Source organism: Neorhizobium sp. USDA 3394 (assembly GCF_056280385.1).
This window is the reverse complement of record NZ_JBWCDU010000002.1, coordinates 524,558-536,963: the sequence shown is the minus strand read 5'-3', so window position 1 is coordinate 536,963 and position 12,406 is coordinate 524,558. Positions and strand designations below refer to the sequence as shown.

Genomic DNA, 12,406 nt, shown 5'->3' with positions numbered 1-12,406 from the left:
GAAAAAGTTGATCAAAGATCAAAATAAACGGGAACGGAGAAATTATATGAAGCGCATCGCCTCTCACATTCGCTCGGTCGCGCTTGCGGCCCTGGCTACCGCAGCGTTTGGCGCAGCCGCCCATTCGGCGGATCTTCGCATCGCGCTCGCAGACGATCCAGACGCGCTGGATTCGATGACCAACCGCGCCCAGACCGGCATCACCGTGCTGACCGCCATGTGCGACCGCCTGATGTGGACGGATAGCAAGCTGACGCTGACCCCCGGTCTCGCCAAGAGCTGGAACTGGTCGGCTGACGGCCTGACCCTGACGATGGATCTGGTGGAAGGCGCAAAATTCCAGGACGGCACGCCGTTCGACGCCGAAGCGGTGAAGATCAACATCGAGCGTTATCTCGGCAAGGGCTCGCAGCGCGCCGACGACATCTCGACCATCGCCAGCGTCGAGGCACCGAGCGCCAACAAGGTCATCATCAAGACCAAGGTTCCAAGCGCCCAGCTGCTGTCCAAGCTTGCCGAGCGTCCGGGCATCATCTTCTCGCCGGCGGCGATCAAGTCGCTCGGTGAAAACCTCGGCCGCGCACCGGTCTGCATCGGCCCGTACAAGTTCGTCGAACGTGTCGCGCAGGATCGCATCGTGCTCGCCAAGGACACGGCCTATTACGACGCCGCCAAATATTCCTTCGACAAGGTGATTTTCCGCATCATCCCGGATGACGCGGTGCGCCTGGCCAACCTTCAGTCCGGCGAGCTGGACCTGATGGAAAAGCTCGACCCGTCCAACGCCGCCTCGCTTGCCAGCGACAAGAAGCTGCAGATCCTGCCGATCACGGTTCTCAACAACCAGACGCTGGTTCTGAACTTCAACTTCAACGGCCCGATGCAGAACCCGAAGATCCGCGAAGCGCTCGAATATTCGATCGACCGCCAGGCGATCGTCGATGTTGCGTTTGCCGGCCAGTATCAGGCGGGCAACCAGTTCGCCGCACCGGATTCGCCCTTCTACAATTCGAAATTCCCGGTCCCGGCACGCGATCCCGCCAAGGCCAAGGCGCTGATCGCCGAGGCTGGCATCAAGGGTCCGGTGCCCTTCACCATTCTCGTGCCGAACCGGCCGCTGTCGGTCCGCGTCGGTGAAATGATCCAAGCCATGGGCTCGGATGCCGGATTTGCGATCAAGCTCGACGTCGTCGATTTCGCCACGACGCTCAAGATGACCGACGAAGGCAAGTTCGAATCCTGGGGCCCAATCGGCCCGCAATTCGCCAACGACCTGGATACGGTCGCCTTCGCCGTGCTGCACTCCACCGGCGGCCGCAACCTGACCCGCTACAAGAGCCCCGAAATGGACAAGCTCCTGGAAGCGAGCCGCACCGCGACCGACCCGGCAAAGCGCATGGAGATCTTCAAGGAAGCCGCAGCGCTCGCCGTCAAGGATCGCCCGGTTCTCTATCTCTACCACCAGAAGCCGCTTTTCGTGGCCAAGGCAGGCCTGAAGGGCTTTCACACCACCGGCGACGGCTTCCCGAAGCTTGACGGCCTGACCCTGAACTGAGCAGACTTGAGAACAAGTCCTTCCGCGCCTGACGACCCGGCATTCCGGGTCGTCTCTCTGGCCGCCACCTTTCCGGCGGCCCGCCCTCTGGACGCAAAGAGGAGATGCTGATGATCGGTTTCCTAATCCAGCGATTGCTAGTCGCCATACCAACGCTTCTGATCATCTCGGTCATCGTCTTCTGTCTCCAGCAGCTGCTGCCGGGCGATCCGGCGCTGGTGATCGGCGGCGGCGAGGCGACGCCCGCCATGCTGGCGGAAATTCGCGAACGTTACGGCTTCAACGATCCGCTCATCGTGCAATACTGGCACTGGATCACAAGCGTCATGCATGGCGATTTCGGCGTGTCCTACCGGACGCGCGAGGAAATCGGCCCGATGCTGGCGGCGAAGATCCCGGTAACCCTGCATCTGGCGCTGGCCGCCATGTTCATCTCGCTGATCATCGGCATACCGGCCGGCATTCTTGCCGCGATCTGGCGCGGCCGCGGCTGGGATCATGTCGTCACGATCACCGCGCTCTCCGGCATCTCCATCCCGAATTTCTGGCTGGGGATCATGATGATCCTGCTGTTTGCGGTGAACCTCGGTTGGCTGCCCGCCAGCGGCTATGTCAGCCCGTTCGTCGATCCCTGGGCGAGCCTGAAATCGATCACCATGCCGGCGATCGTGCTGGGCACCGCGCTTGCCGCCGCCATGATGCGCCACACGCGAAGCGCGATGCTGACCGTGATGAGCCAGGACTATGTCCGTACCGCCCGCGCCAAGGGGCAGCGGGAGTGGATCGTCATCCTCAAGCACGCCTTTCTCAACGCGCAGGTGCCGATCATCACGCTCGCGACGCTGCAGTTCGGCACGCTTCTGGCCGGCGCCGTGCTGACCGAGCAGATCTTTTCCATCCCCGGCATCGGCAAGATGGTCGTCGATGCGGTGTTCAACCGCGAATACCAGGCGGTTCAGGCCGTGACGCTGCTCTCGGGCGCCGCCTTCGTGCTGATGAGCCTGCTCGCCGATGTCCTGTATTTCTGGGCCAATCCGAAGCTGAGGTCGAAAACGCTGTGAGTGCATCGAGCCCTTCCATCGCCCCCGTTGCCATCGGATCCACCGAGGCGGCTACCGTTTCCGAGCTGAGACGCATGGTGCGCCGGTTCACGCGCAACCGCGCCGCCGTCTTCGGCCTTGCCATCGTGGCGCTGTTCGTTGTCATCGCCATCGTCGCACCGCTGATCTCGCCCTTCGATCCGATCAAGACGAACTGGGGCCTGGTGCGCAAGGCGCCCTCGGCTGCACACTGGTTCGGCACCGACGAACTCGGCCGCGACGTGCTGTCCCGCGTGCTCTATGGCGCGCGCGCCTCGCTTTACGCCGGTGTCGTCTCGGTGGTGATCGCCTTTGCCATCGGCGTACCGATCGGCATCATTTCCGGTTTTGCCGGCGGCGTGCTGGATGTGGTGGTGATGCGCGTCGTCGATGCGTTTCTCGCCATTCCCTTCCTCATTCTCGCCATTGCGCTCGCCGCCTTTCTCGGCCCGAGCCTCACCAATGCGATGATCGCCATCGGCGTTTCCACCGCGCCGGTCTTTGCACGCCTCGCCCGCGGCCAGACGCTGATCATCAAGGTGGAGGAATATATCGAGGCGGCGCGCTCCATGGGCGTGCGCCCGTCGACGATCCTAACTAAGTACATCTTCGCCAACGCCCTGCCGCCGCTTCTGGTACAGTCGACGCTGGCGATCGCCACCGCGATCATTGCCGAGGCGGCACTTGCCTTTCTCGGCCTTGGCCAGCAGCCGCCGGATGCGAGCTGGGGCAGCATGCTGAACTCGGCGCGTTCCTCGCTTGGCCTCGCGCCGTGGATGGCGATCTATCCGGGCATCGCGATCTTCCTGACCGTGCTCGGCTTCAACCTTCTCGGCGACGGATTGCACGACGCGCTCGACCCGAAGGCGTGACGAGGGTTTAACCGATGCGGATCGGGCGCGTTGCGTCCTTCAGGGCGGCGATAATCGACGCCGCCACGGGATGCAGATGGCCCAGCGACAACGGCCGGATCAGGATATCGACGTCGAGCGTCGCAAAACCGCCGTCACCCTTCAGCATCAGCCGGTGTTCGCCCCCCGGACCCGGATCGACAAGCGTCATGGTCGTGATGTTGATGCCGGGACCCGCAAGCGCCACGGCCACAGCTGCATTGACCTCGTCCGGATAAAGCCCGGCCGCGTCCCGCAGCGATCCGGAAAACACCGTGCCCGCCTGTTTGCCAAGACCCGGCCGCTGGTTGATGATTTCAAGCCTTGAAGCACCGCCCGCCGCCTGCGCCGCAACGCCATCGAGGCCCGCCATCGAGCCGGACAGAAGCCGAAGCCGGTGACCGGACTGCGCTCCGGCCCGTTCGACCGCTTGCCGGAAACCATCATCGGCCAGCACACTGCCGCTGACGGTCCACAGATCCGCCATTGCCAGCGCCCGGATTGCATGTTCATGCAAGGCTTCCGGCCCGGCCGCCTCAATGATCAGGTCATAGTCACGGTCGAAAAATGCATCGGCCTGCAGCTCGAATTCCCGGCTCGGATTGCGGGCCAGAACGCCGGCCAGCTGCCAGTCGCCATTGTTGCGGATGGCCTCGATCACCGGCCCGGCAATGCGGCCGCGTCCGATCACACCGACACGTTTCAAGACTTTCTCCCGCAGACAACCCTAAACACTCCCGGCACCCTATCAGAAGATACGGCCGATCACCCGGGCGAACACCGTATAATCCGGGCTGCCAGGCACTGGATCACCGACCGGTACGCCGAGCGTCGCTTCCAGCGTCTGGCGCTGGTTATAGGAATAGGAAACACCGGCACCGACGCCGGTGAGGCTGATCTTCGACGGGCTGGTGGATTAGACCGCGCCATTGTCGACGAAGGTGAACACATCGACCACGCCGAAATCGCCGTTGAAGCTCTTGTGCAACTCGAGATTGGCATAATAACCGCTGCCGCCGCCGACCGAGTTGCCGTATCCGCGCACCGTGGTTGCGCCGCCGATCTGGAACAGCTGGTCGCCCGTCACCAGCGGCTTCGACGAAACCTGCCAGGCACCGAAACCCTGCAGCGCGAAATCTTGCGGCAGCACGGCGGAAAAGGACGCGGTACCGTTGAAGAACTCCGCTTCGTCGAGGGCTTCGGTGACCTTGATATCCGTCCGCCCGTAGGGATAGGACGGCGCGAAGGAGGCGGAAAAATCCTGTCCGTAATAGTTGAACGTCGCGCCGATCAAGGGTTTCAGTGTGCGATTGTCGGTAAAGGCGATGCCGCTCTGCTTGGTCGTCGAATGGCTGAGCGTGCCGCCGAGATTGAGCATCGCCAGCCACGTGCCATCGGAATAGACCGGCTGGATGAAATTGATGCCGGCGCTGCGCGAGCCACCGGTCACGTCCAGCCCCTTGAAGCCGAACGTATAGGAGGCATTGCCGGAGAGGTTGCCCTCGGCATGCACGCCGTAGAGCTTCAACCGGTCGTCAATCCCGAGCAGGCCATAATGCTGGAAAAGCAAGCCGCGCTGAAACCGGCCGGTCGTCGGCGAGCCGAAATTGTCGAGGAAGACGTCGAGAATGTCTTCCTTCGGCTCGGTCACCGAAAGGGTGATATCGTTCTGGCCAAAATCCGTGCCCGGCTGCAATGCGATGCGGATATGCACCTCACTGATGCGGTTCTGCGCCGCCATGCGGCCGCTGAGATCGGGCACATCCACCACCGTGCCGGGTTCCAGCTGCGCACGCCCGCGCACGTAATCTGCGGAACGCGTCGCGCCCTCAACGGTGACCTTGCCCACCCGCCCTTCGACGAGCTCGATCCGCAGCACGCCGCCCTCGAGCTGCTGCTCGGGCAATGAGGCACCTGCCTACTTTAAGATAGCCCCTTTCAGCCCGGGCGACCGACTAAGCTCAGCACCCACGAAAGACGCTCTGACCGGCTCCGCGAGTACGCGAGTGACCGGTCCAGGCCCGCCTTGTCGCTCAGAGCACCGCAGTCATCATGACGGGAAGCCTTTGTGGTCTTAGGGTTCCGCTCAAAGTTCGGCGGCAACTCCAAGGCAACGCGGCACTTCTAAGTCGCTCAGAAAGCGGTGTTGTCCGTTCCCTTGGTCAAGAGCATAACGCGCGCCTCGTCGGGCGTGGCGACAATGAGGGAGAGTTTCTCGAGGATACGGCGGATCTTGCGAACTTGGTCGGCATTGGACGGCGCGAGTTCGCCCTTGCCCAAATAGAGGTTGTCCTCCAGGCCCACGCGCACATGTTCGCACTGGCGACGTCCCAAGAAATGTCTCTGCCATGCTCGCCGGCATTCTGGCAGATGGGACGAACCTCGGTCCGAAACGAATGGCGGGCGCATCAAAAGGAATCAGCGCTCACCAGATCAGCTGGATGCGCACCTTCCACACCCGCTCTGAGACCTACCGTGCCGCGCAAGCATGCATCACGGACGCACACACCAGCCATCCGCATTCTCTCCTTTGGGGCTATGGCACAACGTCAGGCGCCGTAAAGTTAACGGACACCGGTCAAAAATGTTGCGCGCGGCTTTCGTTTATGCGGCTTGCAGGTGTGCGATTTCGTTCCACATCTGCATGGCTTCGGTTCTCAGTTCGCGGTGATGGTCTGATGAGATCTCGTGGCGTGGAATGTGAAAAAGGTTGGCAATCGGGTCGTGGATGGAAACGAAACGCTGGAGATGTCGCGCTGACTTGAAGCGCTTCATGATCCTTTCTCGCTTGCGGATCGGCTGATGGGAGTTTTCTGCCCGATTGTTCAGTCCCTTGTGCGAACGATGCTCGACGCCAGGCATGATCTCCCGCTTCGCCGCACCGTAGGATCGAAGCTTGTCGGTGATCAGCACGCGTGGCGAACGGCCTTGCCCTTTTAGAAGCTTTCGCATCAACCGCTTTGCAGCCTTGGTATTGCGGCGGCTCTGTACCAGGACGTCGAGGACGAACCCATTCTGGTCGATGGCGCGCCAAAGCCAGTGTTTCTTGCCGGCGATCGTGATGACAACCTCATCGAGGTGCCATTTGTCGCCGAGCCTGCCGGCGGATCGCCTCCGGATATCATTGGCGAAGCGCCTGCCGAATTTCTCCACCCAGAGACGCACGGTCTGGTGCGAGACGATGACCCCACGCGCTGCCAGCATATCCTCGACCATGCGCAGACTGAGCGGAAAACGAAGATACAGCCACACTGCATGGGCAATCACTTCAGCTGGAAACCGATGGCGGCGATAAAGGCGATCAGGAGCAACTTGGGTCATGCTGGAAGATCGCACAGGTCAATCGCCGACAGGTTAACTTTACGATGCCGTTGACGCTCGTCGGCATGTTGGCTGGGGGGGTTATATCTGGGCCAATACCACCCGAGATATCGAAGACCTCATGAAGTGGCGCCTGTCTCACGAGGACTATCACAAGGAGCGGTTTGCGGAAACACGGGCGCGAGAAGCCACTTTCAACGAACGCCTTTGCGCCGAGGAGGTCAGGGGCAATGACGTTGATGCGCCCTGCAATCTGGACATTCCGGACAATCTGTACTATCTATCGTCGCAGATGATAGGAGCAGGAACATGGTCACATCCGTCAGAAAATCGTCAGCAACCTCCCTGTCGGGGTTGAACCCGGCGGCCATCGCCGATGTCGTCGAGGTCCTCGCCCGTCATAATCCACGTCTTTCCAAGACGGCGCTTGCCGCGACGGGGCGTGTCGTCGCCGCAGTCACCGCAGCAACCGCACGTCTTGCCGCCGACCAGCAACGCCGGATCGTTGCCGACGAACGCGAGCTGGCGCAAGCCGTCGAGGTCGCGGTTGCTGGCCTCGTCGCGGAATCTGGTGTCTACCTCACGCCGCTTGCGGTTGGAAAATCCGTCGAGGTCAGTCAGGGTGCAGGCCTTCCCGCGCCCATCGATCTGGATGATGGCAGGCGCAGACTTGCAGCTTTTGCAGAGCCGACGCGTCTCGAGGACTGGGCCGGTCCTGTCGCGGGACCGGCCGAGATCGAAAAAACATTTGGCACGAAACGGTCGACCCTGCACGACTGGCAGAGGCGTGGCGCGGTGATTGGCCTGCTGAAGGGCGAACGCAAGCATGTCTTTCCATTGGCGCAGTTCGTCGATGGCCGCCCGGTAGAGGGTATGGCTCAGGTGACGCGGATCATCGCCAATCCTCGTGTCGCATGGCAGTGGTTGATCCGGACAAAGCCTGATATCGGCGGCTCGCCGTTGGATCTCATGAAAAATGGCTGTCTGGACGAGGTCCTTGCTGCGGCCGAGCGTGATTTCGGCTGACACTGTGAAGCTCGATCCCAAAACAGTTGCCGATCTCGCGCTAGCGTTTCGGCCGAATGCCTGGCTGCGCGTTTTGCCGCGTGCCCACATGGCGACACCACTCGGCATGGGCTTTGGCAATAGCCGCTTTTCCAGCCCTCACAGGCGATTTCGCCTGGTCTACATCGCGCAGGATCTACCGACGGCGATTGCCGAAACGATCGTGCGTGACCGCTTCGAGGGCAGCGCCGACCGGGTGCTTGATGAAACAGAGTTCGAAGACTGGGCGATTGCCGAGGTTTCCGCTGTCGATCCCTTGACCATCCTCGATCTGAGAACCACCGGTCTGCTCAAGCTAGGAGTCAGCACCGATGCTGCCCGTGCGAAAACACACAACGATGGGCAGGCGCTGAGCGAGGCCGTCTACGGAACCTTCGATGCTGACGGATTGTTGTACGCATCGCGGTTGACAGGTGCCCATTGCCTCGCGGTCTACGACCGTGCGGTGACGCGCAAGCTTGCGGCGACGCCGGCAATCGAGCTTCTTCGACACCCAGACCTCGTTCCCGCACTGAAGGAAATCGGTGTCTCGGTCCGGAGCGCCCGCTCTCCATGACAGGCATTCTCACTCCCTTCTGCCGATGCGCTCATGGCCGCGACAGGGATGCATGGATAGCCCATCGAGCACATAGGCCGCCTCGCTTTCGGTCGGACTGATGGGCAGAATGCTGAAGTAGCCGTACTGATCTGACAGAGCTGTAGAATTTCGATCCAGGTTCGCTGCCGTAATGCAAATTGATATCGCCGCGCTTTGCGGCTCGGTCGCTCGCGCGGAAGAACTGGCCATCGGATGATGACGTTGGGCATCGTAAAGTTAACCTGTCGGCGATTGACCTGTGCGATCTTCCAGCATGACCCAAGTTGCTCCTGATCGCCTTTATCGCCGCCATCGGTTTCCAGCTGAAGTGATTGCCCATGCAGTGTGGCTGTATCTTCGTTTTCCGCTCAGTCTGCGCATGGTCGAGGATATGCTGGCAGCGCGTGGGGTCATCGTCTCGCACCAGACCGTGCGTCTCTGGGTGGAGAAATTCGGCAGGCGCTTCGCCAATGATATCCGGAGGCGATCCGCCGGCAGGCTCGGCGACAAATGGCACCTCGATGAGGTTGTCATCACGATCGCCGGCAAGAAACACTGGCTTTGGCGCGCCATCGACCAGAATGGGTTCGTCCTCGACGTCCTGGTACAGAGCCGCCGCAATACCAAGGCTGCAAAGCGGTTGATGCGAAAGCTTCTAAAAGGGCAAGGCCGTTCGCCACGCGTGCTGATCACCGACAAGCTTCGATCCTACGGTGCGGCGAAGCGGGAGATCATGCCTGGCGTCGAGCATCGTTCGCACAAGGGACTGAACAATCGGGCAGAAAACTCCCATCAGCCGATCCGCAAGCGAGAAAGGATCATGAAGCGCTTCAAGTCAGCGCGACATCTCCAGCGTTTCGTTTCCATCCACGACCCGATTGCCAACCTTTTTCACATTCCACGCCACGAGATCTCATCAGACCATCACCGCGAACTGAGAACCGAAGCCATGCAGATGTGGAACGAAATCGCACACCTGCAAGCCGCATAAACGAAAGCCGCGCGCAACATTTTTGACCGGTGTCCGTTAACTTTACGGCGCCGGTCGACTTCAGGGCCGGCATCGACAGCCTTGCCATTCTGGTGGAGCAGTCGATGGCGCTTGATCCTTTTGCGCGGGCTGTCTTTGCTTTCTGCAACCGTCGCAGGGACCGGGTGAAGCTTTTGTTTTTTGATCGGTCAGGCTTCGTCTTAATTTTGAAGCGCCTTGAGGAAGACCGGTTTTGCTGGCCAAAGCGCCGGGATGCAGTGGCGCATCTGACGACGGAACAGCTTCATTGGCTGCTCGACGGTATCGATATTGAAGCCGTGGCCCGGCACCCGATACGTCAGTATGTCAGCGCCGGCGCAGATGTGCAGCAGCACTTCGATACGCCTATGCTGCCCGAGCGGTCTTCGGGATATTCTTCTCAACAGGATCCTATGCTCGGCATTGCGGTCGAGGAGCGTATAGATCGGGTTGAACAGGCGGGCGCCGTGTCCTTGTCGATGCTGACTTTGGAGAAAAGACGCTCTCTCAAAAGCTCGGCCGCTTCATTATGGATGCCACGGCGGCCGATATCGATTGGCTCCAGCCGCTCTATCCCGGGTCGGCAGATGGCGTACATAATTGCATGTACTCCTTGACCATCCGTCGGAAGCGGGTGGTCGCATCTCATAAGGCTATGCCGTGGCCTACACGGTTCGCGTGCGACTGCCGCCACGATCCGGCAATCACCGTCGCCCTCAATCAATACTGCCGGAGCCGAGCCTGTACAACAACTCCTGCAGAGCCGGACGAGTTGCGCAATTTTTGATCGCCTTTACACTTTTGCCCAGCGCCCGAGGCCGGCATCCGCAATGATCTTGCGGATCGTTGCTTTTTGCTCATCCGCCAGTGGCATCAGTGGCATCCGAGGACCTCCCACGTCGCGACCAAGCTGGTTCATGGTTTCCTTGATTGCTGCGTAGTACGATCCAGACTGAAAGCAACGATAAAAAGCGAAAATGTCGCGGCCAAGTGTTTCGACCGACTTGTCTCCGTTCAGCGCCTTATCCCAGTAGTCCCGGACCAGAGGTCCAGCGATCTGATGGGCCATTGCAACGACACCATGCGCTCCAACAGCACGGGCTGGAACAATCATTGTTTCATAGCCGACAAAAACACGAAGCTTATCGCCGACCCGCTGTACAAGCTCACTTACCTGCGTGATAGCGCCCGAGCTGTCTTTGATCGCGACCACGGTTGGAAGCGCGGAGAGCTGTTCTACCAGCGCCGGGATGAGGTCGATGCCGGCGCGGCGGGGACTATTGTACAACATCAGCGGCAACGTTGTGTTTTGAGAGATGTGTTCAAAAAAAGCCAAAATTTCCCGGGGATTGGGCATCGCGTAAATCGGCGGAAGAATCATACCCCCAGCGCAACCCGCCGCAACAGCCGACTGGCACGCAGCCAACACGTCTTCGACGCGCAAGTCAGCTACGCCCGCAAGGACTGGAACGCGGCCAGCGACATGACTGACGGTAAGTTTGTAGAGGGCTGCGCGCTCGGCGATTGTTAAAGCGTAAAATTCACCTGTGCTACCGGCAGCAACAATGCCGTGCGCGCCATTGGTGATCGCTTCATCGACAAGCTCCCTGTACAGCGCCTCATTGATCGAACCATCGACATCGAACGGTGTGACAAGTACGGGGAAGATGCCGCTCCAATTGACATTAGCCATTTAATTTTCCTTCTTTGGAAGATGTGGTTGAAGAATGCTCCGTTGGGCACCGAAGAGTTCGACCGAGATCCTGCCGATCCACGGCGATAAGGACCAAGGACTGAGTTGGAGAACGGCAACAAGCAGGCCGAGGCAAGTCCAAACGCGCAGCTTTAGATCTTGTATTTTCTATCGAGCAGGCCGGGTGGGAGTAGACCCCAGTTTCACGTTGAATGGGCGAATCAAGGTTCATGGCAGACTCCATCACGTAGGAAGGAAACCGGCAGGCAAAGGATCGCCCTCTTCCAGCACGATTGTCGAAAATGCGCTGATGTGAGCCATCCCACAAATTTCAGGGATGACAGCAGCCCGCCCGTCTTGCAGTTGAGCTGTGGCCACGACCTTGGAAGTGAACGGTATTCCGAGGATGTTCTCGGCTCGGTAGGGTGTATCGAGAGCAAGCTCCCCCTGAGCGTGAAGTTGCGCAAGCCTGGCTGACGTGCCTGTCCCGCAGGGCGAGCGATCGAACTTATTGGCAGCTAATATCACCAGGTGACGCCCGCCACCTTCGATCGCTTGGTGGAAAAGAATGCTGTTAACCGGCGGTATAGCGTGCTTTGCGTTCAGAGTGTCTTTAATCGCCATCCCCGCTTGGCACCAGCGGCTGACCTGATGCATTTCGAGCGGCATTTCGAACTGTCTCGCATCAACGATTGCGTAGGTAATGCCGCCGTAGGCGATATCGCAATCGATGTCACCGTAGCCGTCGGCTCTTACGACAACATTTGAAGCAGCAAGGTAAGACGGTACATTGCGCAAGACCACTGAGGCCAAGCGACCTTCTTCAAACGTGCCAGTGACATCCAGGATGCCAGCCGGAGTCTCGATGGACATTCCGTTTTCTTTGAAGTGCGCCGGAAGCGCACCCATCGCTGCCAAGCTTGCGACGTAGCCAATCGTGGCGTGACCACACATATCGGCATAGCTATAGGAAAAGACGAAGAACAGTCCTTGGTCGGCTTCGCGAGATGGCACGGGCACAGCGGCCGCCATAGCAGTGTGCCCGCGCGGCTCATGCAAGAGAAGAGTCCTCAGGCCGTCGTGGTTCTCGCGAAAGTCGTTCCGCTGTTCGAGAACGGTTCGACCACGCAGCGAAGGAATACCCGACATGACAGCGCGGGTTGGATGTCCCGCTGTGTGGCTGTCAACAACGTTAAACAGACGGTTCGCACGCATGA

General features: G+C 60.1%; 13 protein-coding genes and 3 pseudogenes. 8 read left to right on the top strand and 8 right to left on the bottom strand.

The annotated features are described in order from the left end of the window. Positions 1-46: 46 nt before the first annotated feature. The 3 genes from ACZ9EJ_RS24075 (at position 47) to ACZ9EJ_RS24065 (ending at position 3,506) form a co-directional block, all read left to right on the top strand. Complete coding sequence (locus tag ACZ9EJ_RS24075; protein ID WP_052764705.1) at positions 47-1,555, top strand: ABC transporter substrate-binding protein; 1,509 nt, start codon at positions 47-49, stop codon at positions 1,553-1,555. Positions 1,556-1,665: 110 nt separating this feature from the next. Next, positions 1,666-2,616, top strand: a complete 951-nt coding sequence (locus ACZ9EJ_RS24070; RefSeq protein ID WP_046635163.1) for an ABC transporter permease — start codon at positions 1,666-1,668, stop codon at positions 2,614-2,616. Positions 2,617-2,690: 74 nt separating this feature from the next. Further along, a complete protein-coding gene (locus ACZ9EJ_RS24065) occupies positions 2,691-3,506 on the top strand; it encodes an ABC transporter permease (RefSeq protein WP_080954246.1) in 816 nt (271 codons plus the stop codon). A 7-nt stretch (positions 3,507-3,513) separates the two neighbouring features. On the opposite strand, the gene ACZ9EJ_RS24060 is transcribed toward ACZ9EJ_RS24065, so the two are convergent. From ACZ9EJ_RS24060 to ACZ9EJ_RS24050, 3 genes are all read right to left on the bottom strand, one after another. Next, a complete protein-coding gene (locus ACZ9EJ_RS24060; RefSeq protein ID WP_046642178.1) occupies positions 3,514-4,230 on the bottom strand; it encodes an aspartate dehydrogenase domain-containing protein in 717 nt (238 codons plus the stop codon). 210 nt (positions 4,231-4,440) lie between these two features. Beyond that, the gene (locus ACZ9EJ_RS24055; RefSeq protein WP_046635077.1) at positions 4,441-5,430 is read right to left on the bottom strand and encodes a ShlB/FhaC/HecB family hemolysin secretion/activation protein; all 990 of its coding nucleotides are present in this window, start codon (positions 5,428-5,430) and stop codon (positions 4,441-4,443) included. Between the two features lie 227 nt (positions 5,431-5,657). After that, a complete protein-coding gene (locus tag ACZ9EJ_RS24050) occupies positions 5,658-5,933 on the bottom strand; it encodes a 3-keto-5-aminohexanoate cleavage protein (RefSeq protein ID WP_080954253.1) in 276 nt (91 codons plus the stop codon). On the opposite strand from ACZ9EJ_RS24050, the pseudogene ACZ9EJ_RS24045 reads away from it, so the two are divergent. Continuing rightward, positions 5,834-6,082: pseudogene (locus ACZ9EJ_RS24045) on the top strand (Tn3 family transposase); the annotation flags it as partial. The gene ACZ9EJ_RS24050 and the pseudogene ACZ9EJ_RS24045 sit on opposite strands and share 100 nt — an antisense overlap. A 46-nt stretch (positions 6,083-6,128) precedes the next feature. Here the strand turns inward: ACZ9EJ_RS24045 and ACZ9EJ_RS24040 are convergent. Then, positions 6,129-6,845 carry an IS6 family transposase gene (locus tag ACZ9EJ_RS24040; RefSeq protein WP_046635070.1) on the bottom strand — a complete coding sequence of 239 codons (717 nt, stop codon included), beginning with the start codon at positions 6,843-6,845 and terminating at the stop codon, positions 6,129-6,131. Between the two features lie 309 nt (positions 6,846-7,154). Here ACZ9EJ_RS24040 and ACZ9EJ_RS24035 point away from each other — a divergent pair, with 309 nt between their 5' ends. Together ACZ9EJ_RS24035 and ACZ9EJ_RS24030 are read left to right on the top strand one after the other, a co-directional pair. Further along, positions 7,155-7,871: an antitoxin Xre/MbcA/ParS-like domain-containing protein gene (locus ACZ9EJ_RS24035; protein ID WP_046635074.1), complete on the top strand. Its 717-nt coding sequence runs from the start codon at positions 7,155-7,157 to the stop codon at positions 7,869-7,871. A gap of 4 nt (positions 7,872-7,875) precedes the next feature. Further along, the gene (locus ACZ9EJ_RS24030; RefSeq protein WP_046635159.1) at positions 7,876-8,466 is read left to right on the top strand and encodes an RES family NAD+ phosphorylase; all 591 of its coding nucleotides are present in this window, start codon (positions 7,876-7,878) and stop codon (positions 8,464-8,466) included. A 57-nt stretch (positions 8,467-8,523) separates the two neighbouring features. Here ACZ9EJ_RS24030 and ACZ9EJ_RS24025 read toward each other — a convergent pair. Further along, positions 8,524-8,710, bottom strand: a pseudogene (locus ACZ9EJ_RS24025) (Tn3 family transposase); the annotation flags it as partial. 51 nt (positions 8,711-8,761) lie between these two features. Here ACZ9EJ_RS24025 and ACZ9EJ_RS24020 point away from each other — a divergent pair. Next, positions 8,762-9,478 (top strand): IS6 family transposase, encoded by a 717-nt coding sequence (locus ACZ9EJ_RS24020; RefSeq protein ID WP_046635070.1) that lies wholly within the window; start codon positions 8,762-8,764, stop codon positions 9,476-9,478. A gap of 29 nt (positions 9,479-9,507) precedes the next feature. Further along, a pseudogene (tnpB, locus tag ACZ9EJ_RS24015) lies at positions 9,508-9,786 on the top strand (IS66 family insertion sequence element accessory protein TnpB); the annotation flags it as partial. A 110-nt stretch (positions 9,787-9,896) separates the two neighbouring features. Here the strand turns inward: tnpB and ACZ9EJ_RS24010 are convergent. From ACZ9EJ_RS24010 to ACZ9EJ_RS24000, 3 genes are all read right to left on the bottom strand, one after another. Next, the gene (locus ACZ9EJ_RS24010; protein ID WP_370649762.1) at positions 9,897-10,094 is read right to left on the bottom strand and encodes a UPF0262 family protein; all 198 of its coding nucleotides are present in this window, start codon (positions 10,092-10,094) and stop codon (positions 9,897-9,899) included. 195 nt (positions 10,095-10,289) lie between these two features. Further along, positions 10,290-11,189: a dihydrodipicolinate synthase family protein gene (locus tag ACZ9EJ_RS24005; RefSeq protein WP_046635065.1), complete on the bottom strand. Its 900-nt coding sequence runs from the start codon at positions 11,187-11,189 to the stop codon at positions 10,290-10,292. A 243-nt stretch (positions 11,190-11,432) separates the two neighbouring features. Further along, entirely contained in the window at positions 11,433-12,404 is a 972-nt protein-coding gene (locus ACZ9EJ_RS24000) for a proline racemase family protein (protein WP_046635156.1), read from the bottom strand. Between the last annotated feature and the right edge of the window lie 2 nt (positions 12,405-12,406).

Bases quoted from the DNA above. Each gene is read 5' to 3' on its own strand.
- ACZ9EJ_RS24075 (WP_052764705.1), top strand. From the start codon at position 47: ATGAAGCGCATCGCCTCTCACATTCGCTCGGTCGCGCTTGCGGCCCTG.
- ACZ9EJ_RS24070 (WP_046635163.1), top strand. From the start codon at position 1,666: ATGATCGGTTTCCTAATCCAGCGATTGCTAGTCGCCATACCAACGCTT.
- ACZ9EJ_RS24065 (WP_080954246.1), top strand. From the start codon at position 2,691: ATGGTGCGCCGGTTCACGCGCAACCGCGCCGCCGTCTTCGGCCTTGCC.
- ACZ9EJ_RS24050 (WP_080954253.1), bottom strand. From the start codon at position 5,933: ATGCGCCCGCCATTCGTTTCGGACCGAGGTTCGTCCCATCTGCCAGAA.
- ACZ9EJ_RS24040 (WP_046635070.1), bottom strand. From the start codon at position 6,845: ATGACCCAAGTTGCTCCTGATCGCCTTTATCGCCGCCATCGGTTTCCA.
- ACZ9EJ_RS24035 (WP_046635074.1), top strand. From the start codon at position 7,155: ATGGTCACATCCGTCAGAAAATCGTCAGCAACCTCCCTGTCGGGGTTG.
- ACZ9EJ_RS24020 (WP_046635070.1), top strand. From the start codon at position 8,762: ATGACCCAAGTTGCTCCTGATCGCCTTTATCGCCGCCATCGGTTTCCA.
- ACZ9EJ_RS24010 (WP_370649762.1), bottom strand. From the start codon at position 10,094: ATGTACGCCATCTGCCGACCCGGGATAGAGCGGCTGGAGCCAATCGAT.
- ACZ9EJ_RS24005 (WP_046635065.1), bottom strand. From the start codon at position 11,189: ATGGCTAATGTCAATTGGAGCGGCATCTTCCCCGTACTTGTCACACCG.
- ACZ9EJ_RS24000 (WP_046635156.1), bottom strand. From the start codon at position 12,404: ATGCGTGCGAACCGTCTGTTTAACGTTGTTGACAGCCACACAGCGGGA.